This is a genomic window from Streptomyces sp. NPDC058289 (assembly GCF_042880975.1).
Lineage (GTDB): Bacteria > Actinomycetota > Actinomycetes > Streptomycetales > Streptomycetaceae > Streptomyces > Streptomyces stoeckheimensis.
In genome coordinates this window covers 81,599-106,867 of sequence record NZ_JBHVYI010000006.1, presented here as the reverse complement: position 1 = coordinate 106,867, position 25,269 = coordinate 81,599, and the positions used below count along the sequence as shown (strand labels likewise).

The window sequence follows — 25,269 nt, the reverse complement described above, 5'->3', positions numbered from 1 at the left end:
CGGCGAAGATCTCGAGCCGGCGGGCCGTGAGACCTCACAGGTCGGGACCTTGGTCCTGGGGTAGATTCACCGCCTGTTCACCTGCACGGTTCCAGGGCTTTCGGCCGGTCTGGTGCCGTATGAGGCATGATCGACGGGGATATGCGCAAAACGCAGAAAATCCAGAACACGCAGAGCGCGAAGAAGGTACAGAAAGCGGCGAGCCGCCGGATTCGCTCCGGAGTGCACACCAGGATGTCGCCGGTGGCTCCGGTGCGCGCGGGCTACCAGGTCAAGCTGCTGGTCGACCCGGAGCGGGTGCTCGACGCCGACGGCCTGCCCACGGCCGCTGCGGCCGCCGCGCTGTCCCTCGGTGCGCCCGGCCGCTTCGAGGTCGCCCAGTACATGGACGACGCCGGGTGCAGCCTGAACGGACAGGGCTGGATCGTCCGCATCCGGCGCCACGACGACGAGAACCGGATCCGCCTCGCCTACAAGGCCCGCTTCGACATCGAGGGCGACGGTACGGACCCGGCCGCGGTGCGACGCGTGATGGACCGGGCCTCCGTGCACAACTTCTGTGCGGATGACGGCAATTACTCCGTCCAGGTCAACCTCAGCCACACCCGCGCCACCCTCGACTTCACCAACAAGAAGTGCCGGCCGCTCCCGGGCCTAGAGCCCGGCGAACTCCCGGGCCTCGACGCCTCCCGCGCCCTGGTCCTGGACCGCCTCCCCGGAAAGCTCGCCAAGTGGGCTGCGAAACCTGCCGGTTGGGCAGAGTCGGTCACCGCTTCATCCCGGCTCCACGGTCCCGTAAGGCAAGCCAACTACCCTGGCCGGATGCTCGATCATGCGATGGAGACGCAAGTCAGCCGGCTGCGGACCGCCTCCGGAGAGCTGGCCTGGTTCGCCGAGATCACCGCCAAGGGGCGCACCCTGCGGGACGCGGTCGAACTGCGCTCCGACCTGATGGGCAAGCTCCGCGCCGAGGGCTGGCTGCTGGAGCGGGACGCCTTCAAGACCGAACTCATCCTCGGCCGGTGAACACCTCCGCGACCGCGCCGATACGCGTGGCCCACTTGGCCGACCTGCACATAGGCTCCGCCCTGCGCGGGCTGGCGGACTACCCCGGGGCGCCCGCGATAGACCGGCGCGAAGCCCCGTACGAGGCCCTGCGCGCGGCCGTGCGCCGCATCGTCGAGGGCGGCTACGACGCGGTGCTCATCGCCGGGGACGTCTTCGACCGCCGCCACTGCGACGCCCGGGCGCTGGCCGCCTGCCAGGACGCCCTCGGCGCCTTCCACGAGGCGGGCCTGCGCACGGTGGTGGTCTCGGGCAACCACGACGCCGAGACCCCGCTGCCGCACAAACTGCACCTCCCGCCCTCGGTGCGCTGGCTCGGCGCCGACGCCCCCGAGTCGGTGACCTGGCCCGACCTCGGCGTCACCGTCCACGGCCAGTCGGTGGCGGAGCCCGACGAGCGCCGCGACCTCGCGGCCGGCTTCCCGTCCGCGACCCCCGGCGCCGTCAACATAGGGCTGCTGCACACCAGCCTGCACGGGGCCTGGAGCCGCCGGATCTGCGCACCGGCCGACCCTCGCACGCTGGCCGGCGCCGGGTACGACTACTGGGCGCTGGGCCACGTCCACCACCGGCTGGTCCCCGGCGCCGGCGCCTTCGCCGCCTACCCGGGCAACACGCACGCCCGCGGACCCGGAGAGACAGGCGGCCGCGGATTCACGGAGCTGCTGATCGAAGGTCCCGCTGCGGACCGGGACCCTTTCCCCGTCCCTGATCGGGACCCCGGCGGTGACCGCCGCCGCATCGGGATCCTCCCGGTGGACACGGCCCCGGTGCGCTACGAGACGCTCCACCTCCCGTACCCCGAGACCGCCGAGGCCGACCTGCGGGACCGGTTCGCGGCCGTCCCGGAGCCGCCGCTGGGCGGCGCCGTCGTCTGGACCCTCAGCGCCGCCACCCCGCCCGGCCTCCTCCACGAGGCCCGCGCCCTGGCCGGCCCGGCCGCCATGGTCTGCCCGGCCGAGGGCCCGTCCGCCGAGGGCGCAGCCGTCGCTTGCTGACCCGGCCCGATCCGGCGTGATCCGGGGCGGTCCGACCCGCGCCGATCCGCAGGGCATGCCCTAGCCCCGCACCCGGACCGTCACCGTGTGCCAGCCGGTGGCCCCGTCGGGGAGGGTTCCGGCGCGTTCCCCGGTCTGTACGGCGCCGGTACGGTCCGTCGCCCGGACCTCCAGGGTGTGCCCGCCGGGAGCCGCCTCCCAGGGCCACACCCACTGGCGCCAGGTGTCGTCCCCGTCCGCCGTGCCGAGCCGGGCCTCCTGCCACGGGCCCGCGTCCACCCGTACCTCGACCCGCGCGATGCCCCGGTGCTGCGCCCACGCAACCCCGGCGACCGCCACCCGGCCCGCCGCGACCTCGGCGAAGGGGCGCGGGGTGTCGATGCGCGACTGGGTCTTGACCGGGGCCTGCTGCGCCCAGGAGCGGCGCACCCAGTACGCGTCGTACGCGGCGAAGGTGGTGAGCCGCAGCTCGCGCAGCCACTTGCACGCGGAGACGTACCCGTACAGCCCCGGCACGATCATCCGGACGGGGAAACCGTGCCGGAAGGGGAGCGGCTCGCCGTTCATGCCCACGGCCAGCAGCGCTTCCCGGCCGTCCATCACGGCCTCGACGGGGGTGCCGAGGGTCATCCCGTCCACCGAGCGCGCCACGAGCTGGTCGGCGCGGCCGCCCTGCGACGGTGGTCGCACTCCCGCCTCGCGGAGCAGATCGGCGAGGCGCACGCCCAGCCAGCGGGCATTGCCCGCGTACGGGCCGCCGACCTCGTTCGACACGCAGGTGAGGGTGGCGTCGTGCTCGACCAGGGGGCGGGCCAGCAGCTCCCGCAGGCCGAGGGTGAGGGGCCTGGAGACCCCGTCCCCGTGCACGATCAGCCGCCAGGTGTCCGCGTCCACGCGCGGTACGACCAGCGCGGTGTCCACCCGGTAGAACGCCTGGTTGGGGGTGACGAAGCGGGTGGCCCCGGGGATCCGCAGCTCCGACCCGGCCGGTACGGGCGGGGCGGGCACGGCGGGCGGGGGAAGGACGAGCGCGGCCCGCGAGGCCGTGGCTCCCGCGTCCCCGAAGGCGCCGAGCCGCCGCCCGACGTACCCGGCTCCGGCCGAGAGGGCCAGGGTGGCGAGGGCGAGGCGGCCGAAACCGCGCCGGTCCATGACACCGGGCGGGCCGGCGCCGGAGGGCCGCGGACGGGGCCGCGGGATGGCTCTGACCAGGAGGTACAGCACTCCGGCGGCCGCGGACCCGCCCGCCAGCGAGGGCAGCGCGTCCTGCCAGGCGGCCTCCGGCCGGCTGAGCGCAGCCGCCGCGCCGAGCACGCCGAAGGCGGCCGCGAGGGCCGTTCCCGCGGCGGGGCGGCGTACGGCGAGCAGGCCCGCCGCGATCGCCACGGCGGCCAGCAGGGCGCCGATGCCCAGGGTCAGGACCAGCTTGTCGTCGGTGCCGAACCGGCGGATCGCCCATTCCTTGACGGCGGCCGGGGTCGCGTCGACCACGGCCCCGCCGACGGCGGCGAACGGGGCGGCCTCGGGCCGGACGGCCGCCGCGGCGAGCTGGGCCAGGGCGATCCCGGCGAAGGCGGCGATCAGTCCGCTGACGGCGCCGAGCGCGTACCGGCCGGGCCTGCCGGGGCCGGCCCGCCCCGGTTTCTTACGGATCATGCCGAGTCACCGCCGCCCCGCTCGGTGGGATGTGTCCCCCCAGGTACCAGGGTGCCTCCGAACCGGGGATCCGCGCCTCGGGCGCCGTCCTCAGGCGAGCGGGTGCCCGGACCGCTCCGCGGCCCGCCGGGCCATGGCCGCGAGGCGGCCCTCCGGATCCGCCGGGCCCGCCGCCCGGTGGGTGGCGATCTGCCGGCGCTTGCGCAGTTCCACGATCCCGTCGGTGAGCCGTTCCCGCAGATCCGAACGGTGCCGCAGCTGCTGGTCCCGGTCCGCGGGCGGCCGTAACCGGCCGATGGCGGGCGGGCCGGCGGGCGCGGTGGCGGGCGCCGCGGCCCCGCCGGTGAGGAGCGTCAACAGCTCCAGCGTCGTGGAGGTGCGGTGCGGATCGGTCTCGGACATGGCGGGCGTCCTTCCGGCGATGGCGGCGTCGGAAAGGGCGGTCGCCGGATGGCTCCGGCGACCGCCCCTGATCCGTTTCCGGCAGTGTCCTTCAGTGAACCCGGTGCCGCGCTAGAGCGTGGCGCAGTCGGCCCGGTTGTCCCCCGGGCGGGTGGGGAGCCACCCCCCGGAGGGTGAGCGGCGCTTCGGCGGGGGATCCCCACTGCCCTTGTGGTGTACGTCAGTTGACCTCGGGAAGGGTGGCGGCGATGCCCGTCGCCAGGGTGTACGGGTCACCGCTCGGCCGCGCCGGGTGGTGGGTGGTGAGCTTGGCCCAGTCGTCCTCGAAGGCGTGCCAGTCGATCGCCCTCGGAGCGGCGCGCCGCTCCAGCGCCTCCTCCAGCGAGGCGAAGTAGGAGGACCAGCGCCGTGCGTACAACTCGCTGATCAGGCCGCTCCATTCGCGGTTCGCGTAGTCGTGCAGGAAGCCGCCCTCGCTGGTGCTCTGCCGCCCCCACACGCTGAGGATCGTGCGGGCGTCGTACTCGTACCGGTCCTGCTCGGCCCCGTCCGCGCCGTGCGCGCGGGCCGCCGACAGCCAGGAGCCGAGCAGGAAGTTCGGATCCGAGCCGACGAGCGCGTCCAACTGCTTCTCCCGATGGGCCCAGTCGGCGGTCAGCTGGCGGAACAGCGCCAGATCCCGGGCCTCGTAGGCCGCCTTGATCCTGGGCAGCAGCACCCGTGAGTGGTTGGCGAGGGCCTGCCGGGCGGTGTCCACCAGGTCGAAACGGTAGGCGCTGGAGCCGCGCAGCCGAGGGTCCACCTTGAGCAGGTGGTCCAGGGCCCGGCGTACCGAACCCGCCGGATACCGCATCGCCTTGGGGCTCCAGTAGGCCGACCCCACCGCCGTCAGGCTCGGCCGGGCGCTGAACAGGCTGTCCTGGGACTCCGACCACAGCCCCGAGGAGGTGCTGTACGGGCCCTTGCGCAGCTCCTCCCAGGCGGCGGCGGCCTCGGCGTCCGGGGCCCCGTAGCGGCGGCCCGCGAAGTCCGCGAACCACTTCTGCTGGTCGACCGGGCCGGGCTCCCAGGCCAGGTCGGTGAAGAGGTCGAAGGCCGCCGGGTTGGTCCCGGTGGCCTCGGGGAGATAGGCGATGCCGGCCAGCGCGCTGTCGGGCTTCGCGCGCCAGGACTGGAACCGGTCGATCCACACCGAGGTGTTGGCGCCGACCGTCGTGTGCCCGCCGAAGTTGTAGATCGAACCGATGGCGTACGAGGTCCCGCCCCAACGGGTCTCGCGGTCCAGCCGGTTGTAGCGGTCGGAGAGTCCGTCCAGGATCAGCAGCTTCGAGGTGTCCACCCCGGCCAGCAGCTCCTTGGTCGGATCGTCCTGCCAGCCCAGCACCGCCCACAGCGCGCCCGGATGTGCAGCCCACAGGGCCTGCTGCACGGCCCCGGCGGCCGTCTTCACGTCCACCGAACCGGTCTGCCCGCCCTCGTGCAGCGGGCTCATCCGGTACATCGTGCTGTCCCCGAACACCGCGCGCTGCTCCGCGTAGTACGCGGCGGCCAGCCGCGCGAAGGGCGGCGACACCGGGTCCAGCCAGTCGGGCCGCTCGAAGCCCGCCCAGTCGCCCTGCGGAACCGTCACCGCGCCCGGGTTGCGTCCGGCGAAGGCAGGCGGCACCGTCCCGAAGTAGCCCGGCAGGACCGGGGTCATGCCGAGGTCGCGCAGTTGTTCGGCGATCTTGCCACCCAACTCGGCGCGTCCTCGCATCAGTTCCTCGGACACCGGACCGCCGAAGCCGCTCAGGTTCTGCAGCAGCCACCAGCTCTGGTGGCCGGGACCGGGGATCCACTCCCGCAGCTCCTCGGCGGAGTAACCGAACTGCTGGAGCGCCCGGTAGTACGGGTATTCGGCACCGACCTGCACGAACACCTCGTTGATGCCGTGCAGGGCGAGCAGGTCGATCTGCCGCTGGTGCTCCTCGAAGGTGCGGTACGGGCCGGAGTATCCGTCGTCGGTGTCGTTCAGCGCGTACCGGTGCGCCACCTGCGCGCTGCGGGTGACCGGGGAGGGCACCGCCGGCAGCTCGGCGGGAAGCAGGCCGATGCTGTCGCCGGGCCAGCCGATGTCGGCTCCGGCGACGTGCTGGAGGTACCAGCCGACCCCGGTGAGCAGGGTGGCGCCGGTGGAGCCCCGGACGGTGATCGCACCGGCCGTCCCGGACACGGTGAAGGTGTCGGGCCCGGCTCCCGCGTCGGGCACCAGCGTGAACTGCCCGGCGTGGCGCGGCAGCAGCCGTTGCAGCGAGGCCCGCACGGGGGTGGCGTCGAAGACCCGCGGCCGGGCCGGGGGCGTCGCCGCGGCGGGTCCCGCCGCGGCCCGCGCGGGCGACACGGCGGGGGGCTGGGCCGCGGGAGCCGTCGCCCCCGCCGCGGGAGAGGTCGCTCCGGGGGCCGCCCCGGCGACGGCCAGGGTGAGCAGGGCCGCGGGCAGCGCGGCCAGGGTGACCCGGCGGCGCACGCGCCGGGCGGCCCGGCCGCGGTGGGGGAGGGGGACCGGCATGCGCGTCGTCCTCGTCTCGGCCGGCTCCGGCGCTGCGGCCGGCTCGCTCGGCTCGGTGGGTGGGTGCTTCCTCGTCTGGTGCCTCGTCTGCTTCCCCATGGGGCCGTCAGACCGGCAGGGCCCACGCCTGGTCGACCTGGTGGTCGCCGCAGGGCGTCAGCCGCAGCCGCTCGGCGGGGGTGCCCGGTTCGACGGGGGCCGCTGCGGGGGCGGGCGCCGTCAGGCAGAGCCCGCTCGCGTCCTCGACCAGGGCCCCGTCCCGGCGGGGGGTCCAGCTCTGACCCGCCTCGCGGCGCCGCTGGCCGCCCGAGCAGTCGGCCAGCTCCACGAGGCCCTCCTCGCCCGCCGACAGGCACGCGCCGGCCAGGCGCAGGCTGCCGTCCCGGCTCAGGGTCCAGCGCTGGTCGGGGGCGCCCGTACAGGCGGCCATCACGACGGCGCCGACGCCGGTGGTGTTCGCCCCGTCGGCGCAGGCGGCGGTCGTGCCGGAGCCCCGGCCGGTGATCTGCCCGGTGGGCACGGCCTCGGCGCAGCCGGTGCGCGGGGTGAGCCGCCAGACGCCGGTGTCGTGCGCGGCCAGCGTGCCGGTCAACGTGTCGGACAGCTCACGGGTTTCACCGTTCCACAGGTTCTTCGCCTCGACGGTGCAGGAGCCCAGGCCGAGTTCGTCGAGCGGTACGCGGATGTCGCGGGCGGCGCCGGAGCGGTTGAGCACGGCGACCGCGCGGTCCCCGTTCGCCAGCGGCCGCACCAGGATGTCGAAGGTGGCGTTCGAGGAGACCACGGCGCCCTGGCGGCCCATCGGGTCCTGGTCCAGCGCGATCAGATCGGTGTTGCCCAGGGCGGCGAGCCCGTCAGCGCTGAGCTCGGAGACCTGGGAGGACAGGATGAACGGCGCGGCCATCATGGCCCACAGACCGACCTGGCTGCGGCTCTCCGCCGCGGTGAGTCCGGGGGCGCCCGCGATCAGGAAGTCGGGGTCGTTCCAGTTCCCGGGGCCGGCGTACCGGCCGAGCCAGCGGTTGTAGCCGTAGTTGCCCATGACCGAGCTCCAGCGCGAGGTGTCCGGGGCGGTCGGCTTGTAGACCTTGATGTCCCGGCCCTCGCGCCACAGCTGGCCGGTCTCGCCGACCCAGTCGATCACCTTGTGCCAGTCGGATCCGCCCCACTCGCCCTGCTGGAAGTAGGCGGGCGCCGAGGCGGAAAGCACCATGTCCCGGCCGCTGTCGCGCAGCGCCCGGGCGACGGAGTTGTAGGCGTCCCGGTAGGCCTGCTCCTTGGTCTTGCCCTCGGGCACCCACAGGTTGCAGCCGTCCATCTTGACGTAGTCCACCTCCCAGGAGGCGAACTGCCGGGCGTCGCGGGCGTAGTGGTCGGGGCCGCCGCCCTCGGGGGAGCCGCTGCCGGGGTAGCGCTCGCAGGTGAGGGAGCCGGCGTCCTGGTAGATGCCGAACTTCAGCTTCCTGGCGTGCAGGTACGTGCCGAGCCAGGCCATGCCGTGCGGGAACTTCTCCGTGTCGACGACCAGATTGCCGTCCGCGTCACGGCTCTTGGTCATCCAGCAGTCGTCGATGGTGACGGTGTCGTAGCCCTTGGCGGCCAGGCCGGTGGCCACGAGCGCGTCCGCGTTCGCCACGACCTTGGCCTCGTCGATGTCGCACATGTAGTGCGCCCAGTTGTTCCAGCCCATGGGCGGAGTGAGCGCGAGCGGGGTGTCCGACGTCGCGGTGGGCTCGGCCGTCGCCGGGGCGGGGCAGAGCGCGAGGGCGAGCAGGGCGGCCGCGGTCAGACAGGGGAGCGACGCACGCAGGCGAGGCGGCACGGAGTCTCCTTGACGTGGGGGCTGTCGAGGGCTCAGTGCAGCGGTGTGACTACCCGCTGTCAACATAAGTCGGGGGTTATTGATCAATGACCAGCAATATGGGTGTAGTCGAGCGCGCGCGAAGGAGGTAATGCGCCGTTCGATACGCTGGATGTGACAGTGGCTGATACGGTGTATCTCATGCCGAGAAGGTCAGCCGCCCTGGACCGCGCCACACCCGCGACGATCGCCGCCGCCGCCCTGCGGATCCTCGACGAGCAGGGGCCCGCCGCGCTCAGCTTCCGTGCGCTCGCCGAGCAGCTCGACGTCTCCCACGCCACCGTCCAGCGCCGGTGCACCGACCTCGCCGGGCTGCTCGACCTCTGCACCGAACACCTCGCCGCCCAGCTGCCCGACATCCCGGCCGACGTGGGCTGGGCCGAAGCCGCCGAGCAGCGGTTCACCGCCCTCTACCGGCTCCTCGCGGCGCACCCCGGGCTGATGATCCTGCGCGGCGGCCGCCCCTGGCTGGGCCGGCAGCTGCTCGCCCGGCTCGTGGAACCGGCGCTCGCCGACAGCGTGGCCGCCGGGATGGCCCCCGCCGAGGCGATGACCGCGTACCGGCGGATGTACCTGCTGACCCTGGGCAGCGCGGCCTTCGTCGACCACCGGGACCCGGCCGCCGCCACCGCCGCCTCGCGCGGGGCGCTGGCGGCCCTGGACCCCGCCGAGTTCCCCGTGCTCTCGGCCGGGCTGGCCGACGTACTGCCCGCCCTGACCGACCACGAGGTGTACTACGGCGCCCTGCGCCAGCTGATCGAGGCGAACCGGCCCGCCGGAGCCTGAGACGAGTTTCGAACGACAGGAGTACGGGTTCATGGAACAGCAGCTCGACGCGGTATCCCTCGACGCGGTGCCCCTCGACTACGGCGCCGTGCGCGCCGCCGCCGGCCGGATCGCCGGGGCCGTGCGGCCCGTCGCGGTGATACCGGCGGGCGGAGGGATCTCGTACGCCCTGGAGTACCTCCAGCACACCGGCTCCTTCAAGGCGCGCGGCGCCCGCAACTTCCTCGCCGCCCACAGCGCCGCCGGCACCCTCCCCGATGCCGGGGTCACCATCGCCTCCGGCGGCAACGCCGGGCTCGCCTGCGCCTGGGCGGCCCTTGCCGAGGGCGTACCCGCCACCGTGTTCCTGCCGGCCACGGCCCCGCGCGTGAAGGTGGAGCGGCTGCGCGGCTACGGGGCCGACGTACGGCTCGTCGGTGACCGGTACGCCCAAGCGCTCGCCGCCTGCCGGGAGTTCGCCGCCGGGAGCGGGGCGCTCAGCAGCCACGCGTACGACCACCCGCTCATCGCGGCGGGCGCCGGGACCCTGCTCGACGAGATCCGCACCGCCCTGCCCGGCCTGGACACGGTCGTCGTCGCGGTCGGCGGAGGCGGCCTGTTCGCCGGCATCGCGACCGCCGCGCGGGAACACGGCGTACGGGTCGTCGCGGCCGAGCCGGAGAACTGCCGGGCCCTGAACGCGGCCCTCGAAGCCGGCCGGTTGGTGGACGTCCCGGTGGACTCCGTCGCCTCCGACTCGCTCGGAGCCACCCGGGTCTCCGCGGACGCGCTGGCCGCCGTACGGGAGCCGAACGCCGTATCGGTCCTGGTCCCGGACGCGGCGATCACCGCCGCCCGGCGCGCCCTCTGGGACGAGCACCGCATCGTGGTCGAAGCGGGCGCGGCCACCGCCCTGGCGGCCGTACGCACCGCACCCGGCCCGCTCGGCGAGCGGGTCGCCGTGGTGCTCTGCGGGGCCAACACCGACCCGGCGGACCTCGGCGCGGCGCCGTCCTGAGTGGCGGGACGGCAGTCGCCGAGTCCCGCAGTCGCTCAGCCCCGCGGCCCCTCACTCCCTCACGCGGAGCCGTCCTCGCGGACCACGACGACCGTACTGGCCGCGTACTGCACCACCTGCTGGCTCACCGAGCCCAGCAGCGCGCCCTTGATGCCGCCGTAGCCGCGGGTGCCGACGACCGTCAGCGCCGCTTCCTTCGAGGCCTCCACCAGCACCTGCGCGGGCGAGCCCTGCTCCACCCGGCGGAAGACCGGAACGCCCGGCGAGGTGCCGACCGCCTCCGCCACGGTGTCGGCGAGCTTCTGCCGGGCCGCGTCCTCGGCGTGGACCAGCTCGGTCTGCTCGGCCGGGCTGACGCCGAAGGGGTTGGTGTTCCACTCCCAGCTCATGACGGCGTGCACCCGGCCGCCGATGGCCTTCGCCTGGGCCGCCGCCCAGCGCAGGGCCTGCTTCGAGTGGTTCGAACCGTCCACGCCGACGACGATCAGAGGCTCGGTGTTCTGGCTCACGATGGTTCCTCACGCTTCGTCCGAATGATCGTTCTCATCCCTGTATACACGCCGCACCGGGTCCGACCTCGAACGACGATCGTTGCGCGGACCCGAGACTTTGGAGAACAGCAGCGGCCGCCCGCGCTTGCGAGAGTCGAGGGACGGGCGGAAGTCGCCCGGCAGATGGCAGATGGCAGATGGCAGAGGAACGAGGAGTTCGACGTGGCGCGACGCAATGGATGTCTGATCGGCTGTGCGGTGGCCGGGGTGCTGGGGATCGGACTGCTCGTGGCGCTGCTTTTCGGGGTGGGCAAGGTCATCGACGTGGCCGACAAGACCCTCGTCGACCACAAGGTGTACGAGGCCGTCAGCGTCGGCGACTCAGAGGCCGAGGTCCGCGCCAAGCTGCCGTCCGGCGAAAGCTTCGTCACCTCGGCCCTCAAGGACGGCGGCCCCGCGGTGCCCGCCGGCAGCGAGTGCTCCTGGTACCTGTCCGACTCGGGGAGCGGCGATACGGTGCTGCGCTTCTGCTACAAGGACGGCAAGCTCGCCGAGAAGGCCGACTACCGCGTGAAGTAGGGAGCGGCGGTCGCCCCGGGCGACCCGGCCGGCCGCCTGGTCACCGCCTCCCAGCGAGCCGACCTCATCGTGATGGGCCGCCACCGCCGCCGCCTGCGCGCCAACTCCCTCCTGATGGGCTCGGTGTCCAACGCGCTACTGCTGCACGCCCTGTGCCCGGTGGCGGTGGTTCCCGTACACGGCTAGGGCCTGTCGAGTCGTGATCATCGGGTGGCCCTGGTGTGAGCCGACCGGTGCACTGATGCCCGGGCGGGGACTCAAGGGACATGGCCCGGCACCCGGCTCAGGTTCCGGGGAGGATGCGGCGCGTTTCGTAGGCCCACATCGCGATCTCGACCCGGTTGCGGGCGCCGAGTTTGGCCATCAGGCTGGCCAGATGCGTCTTCACCGTGCTGAGGCTGATGTGCAGTGCATCGGCGATCTCGGTGTTGGTCAGCCCGCGAGCGACGGCGAGGAGCACCTGCTCCTCGCGGGCGGTGACCGGGGCGACCGGCTGGGCCAGGGGCCGGCCGGCGGGCAGGTCCGCGAATGCCTGGAGCAGACGGACGGTGACGCTGGGCGCAATGAGCGCCTCACCGCCGGAGGCCGACCGTACGGCCTGGGCCAGAAGGTCTGGTCCCGTGTCCTTGAGGAGGAATCCGCGGGCGCCGGCACGCAGCGCGCCGTAGACGTACTCGTCGAGGTCGAACGTGGTGATGACGACCACGGCCAGCGGGTCGGCGACGCCCGGACCGGCGACCAGCCGGGTGGCCTCGAGCCCGTCGAGTACGGGCATGCGGATGTCGAACAGGCAGACGTCGGGGCGCAGTTCGCGGGCCAGACGTACCGCCTCCCGCCCGTCGGTGGCCTCGCCGACCACCTCGATGCCGGGCTGGGCGTTCAGCATGATCCGCAGCCCGGTGCGGATGATCGTCTGGTCGTCAGCGACGAGGACGCGAATGGACACCGCTCTCGCTCCTCGCTCTCGGCAGTTCGGCGTCGACGTGCCAGCCCCGGTCGGTACCCGGGCCGGCTCGTAGTGTGCCGCCGAGCATCGTCGCGCGCTCGCGCAATCCGGTAAGTCCGTATCCGTCGCGACCCCGGCCGGTGCGCCGGCCGTTGTCGCGCACGCTCACCCGCACCATGTGCCGTTCCGCGGCGACCCGGACGACGAGCTCGGTCGCGTCGACCGCATGGCGCATCGCGTTGGTCACCGACTCCTGCACGATCCGGTAGACGGCCGCGTCCACGGCCGGGGGCAGCGCGTCCAGTTCGCCGTCGAGCCCCAGGTCGACCCTGAGGCGGCCACCCGGGGTGCGCACCAAGCGCTCCAGATCCGCGACTCCGGCAGGGGGCGCCAACTCGGCGCCGACCCCGCGGTCGCGCAGCGCGGCGACCATGGCGCGCATTTCCTCCAGCGTGCGCGCTCCTTCCTCCTCGATCTCCTCCAGCGCCTCGAAGGCGGCGGAGGGGTCGGTGCCCGCGAGCACCCGGCCCGCCTGGGCGATGATCACCATGGCCGACACGTGGTGGGCCACCGTGTCGTGCAGTTCCCGGGCGAGCTGCTCGCGCTCGCGGGAGCGCACCTGCTCCAACTGCCGCTCGCGAGCGGTCACCCGGAACCGCACGGCAGCCCCGACCACGCCGGGCAGCAGCAGGAAGACGAAGCCCGCAACCTTTTCGACGACCGGGGTCCCGTCCGTGACGACACACAGCGCGCCGGCCGCGAGGATCACCGCGCCGCCCAGCACGATCTCGCGTCCCGATCCCCACCGGGGCAGCGCATACACGAGCACGAGCACGACCGCGCCGGTGTACAGGCCGACGGGCTCGCGCGGTGCGGCGACGAGCGAGGCCACCGGAAGCAGGATCACCGAGCCGAACGCCAGCGTCACCATCGCCAGCGGGCGGGTCCGGCGCCACAGGGGCAGCAGGCACAGCCACACGGCGAACACCACCGCCACCGGCCGCCACACGACGTTCTCGCGCAGGGTGGCCTCCAGCGCCACACCGCCCAGGCCCACGGCGAGCAGCGCCCAGTCCCGCCGCACCCGGGCGGGCGCGTCGGGCGGCCGGGGTTCGGTCCACAGGGTTCGCAGGTCGTCTCGTAGCACGGTTCTCAGCCTAGGGACCACGGCGTGCCGCGCATCGGCCGAAAGGACGGGTCGTCACTCCGCCCCGGGGCCGACGGATCCGCGGCCCGCGGGCCGATGCCGCGGAACGCCGTGGCGACGAGCCTCGGCATCGTCGGCCGTACAAGGACGGCCGACGAGGTGGTTGGAGGACCCCATGCTCTCGAAAGCCCTGTTGCACCTGGGCGCAAGCGCCGCCCGCCATCCCTGGCGGGTGATCGCGGCATGGCTGATCGCCGCCACGCTTGCCGTCCTCGCCGCCGTCGCCTTCGGCGGACGGACCGCGGACTCGATGACCGCTCCGGGACTGGACTCCCAACGGGCCGCGGAACTGATCGAGCGGGCAGGCACCGGCCAGGAGGGGATGACCGCCCAAGTGGTCGTCACCCCCCTCGACGACGGTGCGACGTTCTTCGACCACGACGGCGCGCGCACCGCTCTCACGCGGCTGCAGACCGAGGTGAAGCGGCTGCCGCACGTGCTCGGCACGAGCGACCCGGCGGGGGCACTCGACGCGGGCGGCGACACCGCCGTGCGCGGCGGCCTTGTCTCGGCCGACGGGAGGATCGCAGTCGTCCGGGTGCAGTACCCCGACCAGAGCCGACTGTCGGCCAAAGACCTCGACGCCCTCGTCGATCTCGGCGACCGGCTGCGCCCCGAGCTGCCCCTGCGCATCGAGATGGGCGGGAACCTCTTCTACGCCTTCTCCGACCCCAACGGCGGCGCGAGCGAGCTGATCGGCCTCCTCGCCGCGGCCGCGATCCTGTTCCTGGCGTTCGGTTCGCTCGTCGCCGCCGCGCTGCCGATCGGCATGGCGGTCTTCGGGCTGACCATCGGAGTTGCCACGATGACGGTACTGGCGGGGGTGACGGACGTCCCGACCTTCGCCCCCGTCCTGGGCAGCATGGTCGGGCTCGGAGTGGGCATCGACTACGCGCTGTTCGTGCTCGCCAGGCACCGGGAGTACCTCGCGCTCGGGCTCGATCCCCACGAGGCGGCGGGGCGAGCGGTGGCCACGGCGGGGAGGCCCGTGGTCTTCGCCGGCGGCGTCGTCGTCGTATCGATCCTCGGCCTGGCAGTCGCGAACGTGCCGTTCATGACGGTGGGCGGGCTCGCCGTCTCGATCGTCGTTCTGACCATGGTGGTCGCGTCGGTGACGCTCCTGCCGGCCTTCCTCGGCGTCGCCGGCCCACGCCTGGCCCGGGCCGGCCGGATCGGCCGGGCGCTGCAGACCGGGAAGCCGGGCCGACTCGCACGGCAGCGGGACACGGTGGCGGGCGCCGCTCCCGCCGCCGGTTGGCGGCGCTGGATCGGGCACGTCTGCCGGCACCCGGTGCTGTACGCGACCGGCGCGGCGGGGCTGCTGCTGACGGCGACGCTGCCCGTGCTCGGCCTGCGCGTCGGCCTGCCCGACGACGGCTCACTGCCCCACAGCCGTACCGAGCGCCGTGCCTACGACCTCGTCGCGGAGGGGTTCGGCCCGGGCACCAACGGTCCCCTCGTCATCGCCGCGGACCCCGCTCGTGATCCGGGAGTGCTGGACCGACTCGTCGCAACGGTCGCGGCGGATCCGGGCATCGCATCCGTCGCGCCGACGCACATCGATCGGGCCACCGGCATCGCGACCCTCGTGGTGTTCCCGACCACCAACCCTCAGGACAAGGCCACGGCCGACACCATCGCCCGGTTGCGCACCGACGTGCTGCCCGCGGTGGTCGGGCACGGCCCGGCCAGGGCCCACGTCGGCGGCGCCGCCGCGAGCCTGTCCGATGTGGGCCAACGCACCAGCCAACGCCTGCCGGTGTTCGTCGCCGCCGTGCTGGCGATGTCGTTCCTGCTGCTGATGCTGATCTTCCGCTCGATACTCGTACCGCTCAAGGCGGTACTGCTGAACCTGCTGAGCATCGGCGCGGCCTACGGCATCATGGTCGCGGTCTTCCAGTGGGGCTGGGGAGGCGCACTCATCGGGCTGGAAGCGACGGTTCCGATCGTGTCGTTCATCCCGATGTTCCTCTTCGCCATCCTGTTCGGCCTGTCGATGGACTACGAGGTGTTCCTCCTCTCCCGCGTACGCGAGGAGTACCTGCGCACCGGCGACAACGGCACGGCGATCGTCGAGGGCGTCTCGGGCACCGCCCGGATCATCACCTCGGCCGCCCTCATCATGGTGGCGGTCTTCCTGTCCTTCGCCGTCGCCGAGGACCCCTCCACCAAAATGTTCGGACTCGGCCTGGCCACCGCGATCTTCATCGACGCCACGGTCGTACGCATGGTGCTGGTACCGGCGACCATGACACTCCTCGGCCGGACCAACTGGTGGCTGCCGAGCTGGCTGGACCGGATGCTTCCCCGCGGCCCGGTCGGCGCCGACGCGGAATCTCCCCCGGCTGCCCGCCCGTCTTGAACCGCCGGATCGCGCCCTCGAACTGCTGCCGCAGTCGCTCGGGGTACGGGCCGTAATTGCCGATCGGCAGGTACGGCTCGGGCGGTCTCGGAGTCGATCCAGTCGAGGACGGCCGCGCGCTCGGTCCGGCCGATGGCTGGGCCACGTGAGGGCTGCGCGTTCGACGCACAGCCGCTCGAAGCCCTCCCGGTCGTCAGCCCGGGCCGGCTCCCGCAGTGCCACGAAGTCGATGCCGTAGTAGCGCGCGTACGGAGTCCCGTGCAGCAGCTCCGCACTCACGCGCGCGGCGGGGAGCACGCTTGCGGTCACGGTCCCGGTGTAGTTGTCGGCGTAGGGCTCCAGGACGAAGGAGGCGCAGAGCCCGGCCCGGCCGGCGAGCGCGGCCAGCTCCGCAAGGAACCGGGGCGTCGGGTCGGCCCCGGGGAAGGATTCCAGGCCGAACGCGGCGAGCCGGCGCAGCGCGGCGCGCGCGGATTCCCCTACCTCCGGTGCGAGTTCCGCGGCGAGGAGCGGTGCGGCCAGGCCGGCCACGTCCTCCGCCGAGGTGGCGATGCCCCGTTGGACGAGCACGGCCGCGGGGGCGCGCAGGGCGGTGGCGACCAGGGCTCGCACGGACGCGGGTACCTGGGTCCCGACGGGCAGACCGGTCTCCCGGGCTTCTGCGGCGGTGACCGGGGCGACGGGCGCGTCCACGTCGGAGAGCCCGGAATCCTGGTCGAGCCGGGCCAGGCGGCGGCTCACCAGCGCGGCCATTTCGTGGTGCGCGGGCCGGGTCGCCCGGCGGGCCTGATCCTGGCGCAGCCGGGTGTGCGCGGCGGAACCGGGAACTCCGTGCCGGGCCACCATCGACGCCGTGGCGTGGTGGGCCAACCCGGCCAGCCGGGGCGGGAGTTCGCGACCCGAGATACGCTCCAGCAGGGCCCGGCGCAGGATCGCCGCGTGGGACCGCGGGTCGCGGTGTCGGCTGGTCAGGGGGTGCACTGCCGAGAGTTCCTCGTACCGGTCGAGCAGGGCAGCGCCCTCCGCGAGGAGCGCGTCCGCGCCGCGCAGCCAGTACGCGAGGAGCTCGTCCTCGAAGGGGCGCCACACGGTCAGGGCCTCGCGCCCCGCGGCGAGGGCGGGTCTCGGCCGTCGCCGTGCGAGCAGCCGTGCCACTTCGCCGGCCGTTCGGACCTGCGTCGCGTACGGGATCGTGTTCTCGGTCATCGTCGGCGTGGCAGGTCCTGCCCCTGCGCCCTCCGGCTGTGCAGGCCGGTGCTCTGGCTGCTGAGCTACACGCCGTGGCAGGGAACTTACCCCGGCCGAGGGTGCAGGTGCCACGGGATTGCCGAAGCGTCCGGAGCAACCGCCCCCGCTCCGGGAGAGCCCCGGACCAGAGCCATCGCCCGGTCCGGGGCCTTCGGGGCCCTGCGAGGCCGGTCGGGTCACGCGGATCAGTCGGGCAGGCGCTCGCCCGTGGTCGGGTGGAAGAGGTGGACGGCCTCCTGGCGCGCGATGACGCGGATGGTCTTGCCGCGCAGGCCCTCCTCGCGGCCGTACGTCCGGACGGTCAGCGGCTGGGTATCGCCGTCGCCGCCGGCGGCCTCGCGGGCGGCGCGGCTGATCTTGACCGTGGAGCCGCCGAAGCGGATGCCGTCCTCGCGCAGCGGCAGGCTCAGCAGGTTCATGGCGGGGGAGCCGATGAACCCGGCCACGAACTTGTTCGCCGGCCGTGATCTCGGCCATGGCTGTCAATCCCTCTTTGACCGGCGGTACGTGCGGGACGATCCGTGCGGGTGGGGTCGGCAGGAGTGGCGGAGCGCAGAGCAGAGCTTTACTCCGGTATGCGGTAGGCGATGTGCATCGATGTGTTGGTAAACCGCATTAGTGCAAGTTTTGGTTAACCGGCTATAAGAAGTCAACCTCCACTGGGCGGGTGGAGGTCGTGTGGGTTCGTTATCGAATCGATATCACGCCAAAGGCGAAGAGGGCTAAAGCGCATCAGTGCAGGTCGGAGCGGTTGTCCTAGGGTGACTTTCGGACTGTCGGCTCCTTCTCTGTCGTAATTCGGGACGTACGGGTACCTGTCGCTCAGGACTTTGGTCATATTGACGGAATCTTGATTTCGGGTGAGTTTGGGCCCAGTGATCCGGCGACGAGGCCGGAACTCCCCCTGAAGGCGGCGACGATGACCCGTAAGAACGTGACCCGTATGGCCATCACCACGCTGGTGGCCGGCACTTTCTTCGCGACCTCCGCGTGTGGAATGAGCGGTGGCGCCGCAGACGTGAAGGAGGGGGAGAAGACCGGCAAGGTGGCCGGTCAGATCACGTTCCGCACGCTCCAGCTGAAGCCCATGTTCACGTCGTACGTGCAGGGGGTCATCGACGCGTTCGAGAGGCAGTACCCGGACGCGAAGGTCAAATGGGAGGACGTGCCGGGCGACGGCTACAACGAGAAGATCGTCGCCGACGCCCAGGCCGGGGCCCTCCCCGACGTCGTCAACCTCTCGACCGACTCCTTCCAGCTGCTCGGCGACCGCGGCATGCTCGCGGACGTGGCGAAGCTCGACCCCGAGGTGGCCAAGGACTACGTCTCGGGCGCCTGGGAGCAGTTCAAGCTGCCCGGCAAGGGGGACAGCGTGTTCGCGTACCCCTGGTACGTGACCCCGGAGATCCTCACGTACAACAAGGAACTCTTCGAGAAGGCCGGTCTCGACCCGGCCAAGCCGCCGACCAGCGTCGAGCAGTTCTTCGACTACGCCGAGCAGATCGCCGCCACGTCCGGGGGAAAGTACTCCGCCTTCATGGCCGACCCCAAGGGCCGGCTGCCCGGGGACTGGCAGAAGATGGGCGTCCCGATCCTGAACGAGAAGCAGGACCAATTCACCTTCGACACCGACAAGGCCGTCGCGTGGGTCGAGCGGATGAAGGACCTGTACGCCAAGGGCGCCATGCCCAAGGAGTCCCTGCTCAAGCAGGACGACATCAACCAGCTCTACGGCGGCGGCAAGATCGTCTTCGGCCCCGGCTCCCCGGGCTTCGTCAAGGACATCAAGCAGAACGCCCCGCAGATCTACGCGAACACGCAGGTCGCGAACGCCGTTACCGGGCAGCTCGGCCACATCGGCATCTACGCCCAGTCGCTCGGCATCAAGAAGGACACCAAGCACATGGACGCGGCGACCGAGTTCGCCAAGTGGCTCACCAACGGCCCCAACCAGGTGGAGTTCTCGAAGCACGCCACCATCTACCCCTCCAACGCCACCGGCCTCGCCGACCCCTTCTTTACCGACAGGGGCGATGGCAAGGACGCGGAGACGGTGGCCCGCGCCGTCGGCGCGGAACAGCTGAAGACCGCGGGACTCGACGCCAACACCCCCGTCCAGTGGACCAACCAGGTCGGCGACGTGGTCGTGCGCGAGATGCAGAAGGCCATCAAGGGCGAGCAGGACGCCAAGACGGCGGTGAAGAAGGCGCAGGAGGAGGCGAACAAGCTGCTGGCCAAGACGGCCCGGCAGTGACGGCGGCAGCGGAGAAAGGAGAGGGAGACGCCATGAGTCCATCCGCAGGCCCGGAACTACGGGACAAGGCAGGCCCGTTTCGGGACGCACCCGCCCCCACCCCCGCCCTCGACAAGACGGCGAAGCTGTCCAAGCAGGCCAAGCAGGCCAAGCAGGCCATGGAGGCCGAGACCGGGCTGCGCCACCGCAAGTGGTGGACCCCGTACCTCTTCCTCGCCCCGGGCCTGATCATGGTGACGATGTTCAGCCTCTGGCCGTTCGTCAACACCGTGATCCTCTCCTTCACCGATGCGCAGATCCTGCGCGGCGGCGGGTTCGTCGGCTTCGACAACTACACCCGCGCCTTCGCCGATCCCGACTTCTGGGTCGCCACCGGCAACAGCGTGCTGTACCTCGTGGTCGTCGTCCCGTGCCTGGTGTTCCTGCCGCTGGCCCTCGCGGTCCTCGTGCAGAGAGAGGTCCCCGGCATCGGCTTCTTCCGCTCGGCCTTCTACACCCCGGTGATCGCCTCGGCCGTGGTCGTCGGCCTCATCTGGCAATGGGTGCTGCGCAGCGACGGCCTGGTCAACACGCTGTTCCAGAAGCTGAGCATCATCTCCGAGCCGATCCCGTTCCTGACCGACAGCACCATGCTGCTGGTCTCCGCGATGATCGTGACCGTGTGGAAGGGCCTCGGCTACTACATGGTCTTCTACCTCGCCGCCCTCGGAAACGTCTCCACCTCGCTCTACGAGGCCGCCGCGCTCGACGGCGCGGGCCCCGTCCGCCGCTTCTTCAGCATCACCGTCCCCCAGGTGAAGCCGATGATGCTGCTGGTCGGCACCCTCTCCGCGATCTCCGCGCTCCGCGTCTTCACCGAGATCTACATCCTCGGAGGCGAGAGCGGCGGTCCCGGCGGCGGCGCCCGTACCCTGCCCTTCCTCATCCGGCAGGTCGGCCTCGGCTTCTCCGGCGAGACCGGCTACGCGGCCGCCATCTCCATCCTGTTGTTCCTCCTGACGCTGGTCTTCAGCCTGCTGGGCCGCCGCCTCTCGAAGGGAGACGAAAGTTGAGCACCCTCGCTTCCCTCGGCAACAAGTCGGGCAAGCGCGTCGGAGCCGACGCGCGGCGCTACTGGCTCGGCCTCGCCGGCCGGTACGCCACGCTCCTCCTGATGCTCGTCATCATGCTCGGCCCGATCGTCTGGCAGTTCCTGACCTCGATCCGCGGCCGCACCGAGAACGTGTACGACGGGGTGCTGCCCTCGCAGCCCACCCTCGACAACTACTTCCGTGTCGCCGAGTCGTTCCCGCTGTTCCAGTACGTCGGCAACACCCTGACGGTGGCGCTGCTCGCCATCACCTCGAACATGCTGTTCGCGGCCATGGGCGGCTACGCCCTCTCCCGGGCCGCCTGGAAGGGCCGCAAGATCGTCTTCACCGTGCTGGTGGCGACGCTGATGTTCCCCTTCGAGTCCGTGATGATCTCGATGTTCCTCACCGTCCGCGAGATGGGCCTGGTCGACACCCTCATCGGTGTCTGGCTACCCGGCGCGGTCTCCGTCCTCAACATCATGATCATGCGGTCGGCCTTCCTCTCCGTCCCCAAGGAGGTCGAGGAGGCAGCGGTCCTGGACGGCGCGAACGAGTGGACCCGCTTCACCCGGGTCTTCCTCCCCGCCGCCAAGGGAGCCCTGGCCGTCGTCTGCATCACCAGCTTCATGGGCGCCTGGGACGACTTCCTCTGGCCCCTGCTGGTGCTGACCAACAGCGACAACTACACCCTCCAGCTCGGCCTGAAGACCCTGGCCGGCGCCACCACCGTCAGTGACCAGCGGATCATCGCCGCCGGTGCGATGGCCGCGCTGATCCCGATGATGCTGCTCTTCTTCGCCCTGCAGCGCTTCTTCTTCAAGGGCGTCGGCGAGGGAGCCGTCAAGACCTGAGCGAGTCAGTCCGGTCGGGCCCCGGCGGCCCGCCCCCCGGCCGGACCCGACCGCCCCCGACCGGACCCGACCGCCCCCGACCGACCTCAGGATCGCAGTCCACCTCCACCCTGGAGCAGCCGTCATGCACGACGACCGCAGCATCACCGAACACCGCCTCCGCCGTGTCCTCAAGGAGCGCATCAAGCCCGCCGTCCACTCCCGCTCGGTCCCGCTGACCATCGAGCGCTGGGAGGCCCCCGGCGAGCCCGTCCCCGTGGCCGAGGGCCTGGCGGCCTCCTACGAACCCTGCGCCATCGGCGACATGTGGGGCCCGGCCTGGGGCACCACCTGGTTCAAGGTCACCGGTACCGTCCCCGCCGACTGGGCCGGCCGCACGGTGGAAGCCGTGCTCGACCTCGGCTTCGACCGGATGATGCCCGGCTTCCAGTGCGAGGGCCTGGTCCACCGCGCCGACGGCAGGGAGATCAAGGCGCTCAACCCGTACAACGACTGGGTGCGCGTCGCCGACCGCGCGGACGGCGGCGAGCGCATCGAGTGGTACGTCGAAGGCGCCTCCAACCCGATCCTCGTCGACCACTCGGTCACCTACGAGGGCGACAAGCAGACCAGCGGCGACCAGCCCCTCTACCGGCTCGCCCGGATGGACCTCGCCGTCTTCGAGACCGAGGTCTGGGAACTCGTACAGGACCTCGAAGTCCTCTACGACCTGATGACGCAGCTCGACGAGCGCGATGCCCGGCGGTACGAGATCCTGCGCGCCATCGGTTCCGCCCTCGACGCGGTGGACCTCTGCGACGTCCCCGGCACCGCGGCCGACGCCCGCGCCCGGCTCGTCGTCGTCCTGGCCGCCCCCGCCACTGCCTCCGCGCACCGGATCAGCGCGATCGGCCACGCCCACATCGACTCCGCGTGGCTGTGGCCGCTGCGCGAGACCGTGCGCAAGGTCTCGCGGACCACGTCCAACATGCTGGGCCTGATGGAGGAGCACCCCGAGTTCGTCTTCGCCATGTCCCAGGCGCAGCAGCTCGACTGGATCAAGACCTACCGGCCCGAGCTCTTCGAGCGGGTCAAGAAGAAGATCGCCGACGGGCAGTTCGTGCCGGTCGGCGGCATGTGGGTCGAGTCCGACACCAACATGGTCGGCGGCGAGGCCATGGCCCGCCAGTTCCTGTACGGCAAGAAGTTCTTCATGGACGAGTTCGGCATCGAGACGAACAACGTCTGGCTGCCCGATTCCTTCGGCTACACCGCCGCCATGCCGCAGATCGTCAAGCTCTCCGGCTCCCAGTGGTTCCTGACGCAGAAGATCTCCTGGTCCCAGGTGAACAAGTTCCCCCACCACACCTTCTGGTGGGAGGGCATCGACGGCACCCGCGTCTTCACGCACTTCCCGCCCGTCGACACCTACAACTCCGACCTCGGCGGCGCCCAACTGGCGCACGCAGCCCGCAACTACCAGGAGAAGGGCCGAGGTTCGCGCTCGCTGGCCCCCTTCGGCTGGGGGGACGGCGGCGGTGGCCCGACCCGCGAGCAGCTCGGCCGCGCCAAGCGGCAGCGGGACCTCGAAGGTTCCCCGCGCGTGGAGATCGAGCGTCCCGACGCGTTCTTCGAGAAGGCGCACGCCGAGTACGAGGACGCACCCGTCTGGGCCGGCGAGCTCTACCTGGAGCTGCACCGCGGCACCTACACCTCGCAGGCCAAGACCAAGCAGGGCAACCGGCACAGCGAATCACTGTTGCGCGAGGCCGAGTTGTGGGCGTCCTCGGCCGCGGTGAAGGTCCCCGGGTACGCGTACCCGTACGAGGAGCTGGAGCGGATCTGGAAGACCGTACTGCTCCACCAGTTCCACGACATCCTCCCCGGCTCCTCCATCGCCTGGGTGCACCGCGAGGCGCGCGAGACGTACGCCGCGGTGCGGGAGGAGCTGACGGCCATCACCGTGGCCGCACAGACTGACCTCGCCGGAGAGGGCGAGGAGGAGCTCGTCTTCAACTGCGCCCCGCACGCCCGGCGCGGAGTCCCCGCCGGCGGGGCGGGCCTGCCGGCGGCCGCAGAGCAGCCCGTCACGGCGGAGGAGCGCCACGGCGGCGGCCACGTCCTCGCCAACGGGCGGCTCCTCGTGGAGATCGACGGCCGCGGGCTGATCGTGTCCGCGTACGACCTGGAGGCCGGGCGGGAATCGGTCGCACCGGGGACCGCCGCGAACCTGCTCCAGATCCACCCCGACTTCCCGAACATGTGGGACGCGTGGGACATCGACGAGTTCTACCGCAACAAGGTCACCGACCTGGTGGGCGTGGACGCGCTGGAGGTCGCGGAGGCCGGGCCCGACTCAGTCGCCGTACGGGTGAGCCGCTCGTTCGGCCAGTCCCGCGTCGCCCAGACGATCACCCTCCGGGCCGGGGCCAAGACGGTGGACATCGTCACGGACGTGGACTGGCACGAGACGGAGAAGTTCCTCAAGGCGGCCTTCCCGCTGGACGTCAAGGCCGAACGCTCCGCCTCCGAAACGCAGTTCGGGCACGTCTACCGGGCCACTCACACCAACACCTCTTGGGAGGCAGCAAAGTTCGAGATCTGCGCGCACCGCTGGATCCACGTCGAGGAGCCGGGCTGGGGCGTGGCCGTCCTGAACGACTCCACGTACGGCCACGACGTGACCCGCGACATGCGCCCCGACGGCGGCCAGACCACCACCGTCCGCCTCTCCCTGCTGCGGGCCCCGCGCTACCCCGACCCCGAGACCGACCAGGGCGCACACACCCTGCGCTTCTCGCTGGCCCCCGGCGCGGCCGTCGGCGACGCGGTCCGCGAGGGCCACGCGCTGAACCTGCCCGAGCGCGTGCTCCGCGGCGAGGGCCCGGTCGCCCCGCTCGTCGCGGTCGACACGGACGCGGTGGTGGTCGAGTCGGTGAAACTCGCCGAGGACCGCAGCGGCGACGTCGTCGTCCGGCTCTACGAATCCCGCGGCGGCCGCGCGAAAGCCACCCTGGCGGCGGGCTTCCCGCTGTCGGCGGCGGTCGAGAGCGACCTCCTGGAACGCCCCCTGGAGGGCGCGGCCGTCTCCGGCCCCGCCCCGGACGGCACGGTCGCCCTGGCCCTCCGCCCGTTCCAGATCGTCACGGTCCGCCTCCACCGGGCCTGACCGTCATCCCGCCGCCCTCTTCGTACGCCGCCTGTCGGCCATGCAGTCGGCCGCCTGAGCGGCGCCGCAGGCGGTGGTACGGGCCGGGGTCATTCCGCGAGGAACGTCGAGACGGCCGCCGTGAACTCCTCCGGCGCCGCCGCGTGGATCAAGTGGCCGTACGGGAGGGTGATCAGGCGGGCGTCCGGGATGCGGAGGGTCACCTCGTCGAAGGAGGCGGGCGGCAGGTGGCTGGCGGGGCCGCCGTACACGACCAGCGTGGGGGCCGTGATGCGGGACAGGCCCGCCAGCCAGGCCGGGTCGGGGCGGTCGAGCTGGGGGCGGACCGCGAGCACCATCGCCCAGTCGAAGGCGAGTTCGCCCTCGGGGCGTACGGGGGCCACGGCCTCGCGGGGGAGCGGCGCGGGAGCGTCCTCCAGGACGAGGCGGCCGACGCGGTGCGGCTGTGCGGCGGCCGCCAGGTAGGCGACGACACCGCCCATCGAATGCCCGACCAGGTCCACGCGGTCGAGCCCGAGGGCGTCGAGGAGCCCGAGCACGTCCTCGCGCATCAGCTCCAGCGAGTACTCCCGGGTCCACTCGCTGCGCCCGTGCCCCCGCAGGTCCAGCGCGAACACCCGGCGCTCCCGCGCGAGTTCGTCCCGTACGGGGGCCCAGTCCGCGGCGGTCTCGCCCAGCGCGGGGAGCAAGAGGACCGGCGGTCCGTCCGCCGGGCCCGTGACCTCGTAGGCGAGGCGCACTCCGCCGTTCACGGTCAGCGTGTGGTGCTCGGTCTTCCGTGTCGTCATGCGGTGCAC

General features: G+C 72.2%; 19 protein-coding genes, 1 tRNA gene and 1 pseudogene. 11 read left to right on the top strand and 10 right to left on the bottom strand.

Going from position 1 to position 25,269, the window contains the following annotated elements; genetic code table 11:
* Nucleotides 1–243 precede the first annotated feature (243 nt).
* Nucleotides 244–1,026 (top strand): hypothetical protein, encoded by a 783-nt coding sequence (locus ACFVX6_RS04670; protein ID WP_389687919.1) that lies wholly within the window; start codon nt 244–246, stop codon nt 1,024–1,026.
* Entirely contained in the window at nt 1,023–2,063 is a 1,041-nt protein-coding gene (locus tag ACFVX6_RS04665; protein WP_389687917.1) for an exonuclease SbcCD subunit D, read from the top strand. The genes ACFVX6_RS04670 and ACFVX6_RS04665 overlap by 4 nt, the downstream gene beginning before the upstream one ends.
* 60 nt (nt 2,064–2,123) lie before the next feature.
* Here ACFVX6_RS04665 and ACFVX6_RS04660 read toward each other — a convergent pair whose 3' ends face one another.
* The 4 genes from ACFVX6_RS04660 to ACFVX6_RS04645 form a co-directional block, all read right to left on the bottom strand.
* Nucleotides 2,124–3,719, bottom strand: a complete 1,596-nt coding sequence (locus ACFVX6_RS04660) for a molybdopterin-dependent oxidoreductase (RefSeq protein ID WP_389687916.1) — start codon at nt 3,717–3,719, stop codon at nt 2,124–2,126.
* 90 nt (nt 3,720–3,809) lie between these two features.
* Nucleotides 3,810–4,121 (bottom strand): hypothetical protein, encoded by a 312-nt coding sequence (locus ACFVX6_RS04655; RefSeq protein WP_389687914.1) that lies wholly within the window; start codon nt 4,119–4,121, stop codon nt 3,810–3,812.
* A 220-nt stretch (nt 4,122–4,341) separates the two neighbouring features.
* Complete coding sequence (locus ACFVX6_RS04650; protein WP_389687912.1) at nt 4,342–6,669, bottom strand: alpha-N-acetylglucosaminidase; 2,328 nt, start codon at nt 6,667–6,669, stop codon at nt 4,342–4,344.
* Between the two features lie 106 nt (nt 6,670–6,775).
* Entirely contained in the window at nt 6,776–8,491 is a 1,716-nt protein-coding gene (locus ACFVX6_RS04645) for a ricin-type beta-trefoil lectin domain protein (RefSeq protein ID WP_389687910.1), read from the bottom strand.
* A 180-nt stretch (nt 8,492–8,671) separates the two neighbouring features.
* Here ACFVX6_RS04645 and ACFVX6_RS04640 point away from each other — a divergent pair, with 180 nt between their 5' ends.
* Both ACFVX6_RS04640 and ACFVX6_RS04635 read left to right on the top strand, forming a co-directional pair.
* Nucleotides 8,672–9,316 (top strand): TetR/AcrR family transcriptional regulator, encoded by a 645-nt coding sequence (locus ACFVX6_RS04640; RefSeq protein WP_389687908.1) that lies wholly within the window; start codon nt 8,672–8,674, stop codon nt 9,314–9,316.
* Between the two features lie 31 nt (nt 9,317–9,347).
* Nucleotides 9,348–10,313 carry a serine/threonine dehydratase gene (locus ACFVX6_RS04635; RefSeq protein WP_389687906.1) on the top strand — a complete coding sequence of 322 codons (966 nt, stop codon included), beginning with the start codon at nt 9,348–9,350 and terminating at the stop codon, nt 10,311–10,313.
* A gap of 59 nt (nt 10,314–10,372) precedes the next feature.
* Here the strand turns inward: ACFVX6_RS04635 and ACFVX6_RS04630 are convergent, their stop codons facing one another.
* A complete protein-coding gene (locus tag ACFVX6_RS04630; RefSeq protein WP_389687904.1) occupies nt 10,373–10,822 on the bottom strand; it encodes a universal stress protein in 450 nt (149 codons plus the stop codon).
* 204 nt (nt 10,823–11,026) lie between these two features.
* On the opposite strand from ACFVX6_RS04630, the gene ACFVX6_RS04625 reads away from it, so the two are divergent.
* Together ACFVX6_RS04625 and ACFVX6_RS04620 are read left to right on the top strand one after the other, a co-directional pair.
* Nucleotides 11,027–11,383, top strand: a complete 357-nt coding sequence (locus tag ACFVX6_RS04625; protein ID WP_389687902.1) for a hypothetical protein — start codon at nt 11,027–11,029, stop codon at nt 11,381–11,383.
* A 9-nt stretch (nt 11,384–11,392) separates the two neighbouring features.
* Nucleotides 11,393–11,569, top strand: a pseudogene (locus ACFVX6_RS04620) (universal stress protein); the annotation flags it as partial.
* A 97-nt stretch (nt 11,570–11,666) separates the two neighbouring features.
* Here ACFVX6_RS04620 and ACFVX6_RS04615 read toward each other — a convergent pair.
* Both ACFVX6_RS04615 and ACFVX6_RS04610 read right to left on the bottom strand, forming a co-directional pair.
* Nucleotides 11,667–12,329, bottom strand: a complete 663-nt coding sequence (locus ACFVX6_RS04615) for a response regulator (RefSeq protein ID WP_389687900.1) — start codon at nt 12,327–12,329, stop codon at nt 11,667–11,669.
* Entirely contained in the window at nt 12,304–13,476 is a 1,173-nt protein-coding gene (locus ACFVX6_RS04610; protein ID WP_389687898.1) for a sensor histidine kinase, read from the bottom strand. Before ACFVX6_RS04610 ends, ACFVX6_RS04615 begins: the two co-directional genes overlap by 26 nt.
* A 175-nt stretch (nt 13,477–13,651) precedes the next feature.
* On the opposite strand from ACFVX6_RS04610, the gene ACFVX6_RS04605 reads away from it, so the two are divergent.
* On the top strand, nt 13,652–15,898 hold the full coding sequence (locus ACFVX6_RS04605) for an MMPL family transporter (protein ID WP_389687896.1): 2,247 nt from the start codon (nt 13,652–13,654) through the stop codon (nt 15,896–15,898).
* A gap of 1,208 nt (nt 15,899–17,106) precedes the next feature.
* On the opposite strand, the gene ACFVX6_RS04600 is transcribed toward ACFVX6_RS04605, so the two are convergent.
* Both ACFVX6_RS04600 and ACFVX6_RS04595 read right to left on the bottom strand, forming a co-directional pair.
* A tRNA-Cys gene (locus tag ACFVX6_RS04600) sits at nt 17,107–17,179 on the bottom strand.
* A 152-nt stretch (nt 17,180–17,331) separates the two neighbouring features.
* Complete coding sequence (locus tag ACFVX6_RS04595) at nt 17,332–17,565, bottom strand: hypothetical protein (RefSeq protein ID WP_389687894.1); 234 nt, start codon at nt 17,563–17,565, stop codon at nt 17,332–17,334.
* A gap of 500 nt (nt 17,566–18,065) precedes the next feature.
* On the opposite strand from ACFVX6_RS04595, the gene ACFVX6_RS04590 reads away from it, so the two are divergent.
* The 4 genes from ACFVX6_RS04590 to ACFVX6_RS04575 all read left to right on the top strand — a co-directional run bounded on the left by ACFVX6_RS04590 (nt 18,066) and on the right by ACFVX6_RS04575 (nt 24,472).
* Nucleotides 18,066–19,400 (top strand): ABC transporter substrate-binding protein, encoded by a 1,335-nt coding sequence (locus ACFVX6_RS04590; RefSeq protein WP_389687892.1) that lies wholly within the window; start codon nt 18,066–18,068, stop codon nt 19,398–19,400.
* A 158-nt stretch (nt 19,401–19,558) separates the two neighbouring features.
* Nucleotides 19,559–20,452, top strand: coding sequence for a carbohydrate ABC transporter permease (locus tag ACFVX6_RS04585; protein WP_383943403.1), 894 nt, complete (start codon nt 19,559–19,561; stop codon nt 20,450–20,452).
* Nucleotides 20,449–21,324: a carbohydrate ABC transporter permease gene (locus tag ACFVX6_RS04580; RefSeq protein WP_389687890.1), complete on the top strand. Its 876-nt coding sequence runs from the start codon at nt 20,449–20,451 to the stop codon at nt 21,322–21,324. Before ACFVX6_RS04585 ends, ACFVX6_RS04580 begins: the two co-directional genes overlap by 4 nt.
* 124 nt (nt 21,325–21,448) lie before the next feature.
* Complete coding sequence (locus ACFVX6_RS04575; protein WP_389687888.1) at nt 21,449–24,472, top strand: alpha-mannosidase; 3,024 nt, start codon at nt 21,449–21,451, stop codon at nt 24,470–24,472.
* An 89-nt stretch (nt 24,473–24,561) separates the two neighbouring features.
* Here the strand turns inward: ACFVX6_RS04575 and ACFVX6_RS04570 are convergent, their stop codons facing one another.
* Nucleotides 24,562–25,260, bottom strand: a complete 699-nt coding sequence (locus tag ACFVX6_RS04570) for an alpha/beta fold hydrolase (protein ID WP_389687886.1) — start codon at nt 25,258–25,260, stop codon at nt 24,562–24,564.
* Nucleotides 25,261–25,269: the final 9 nt, after the last annotated feature.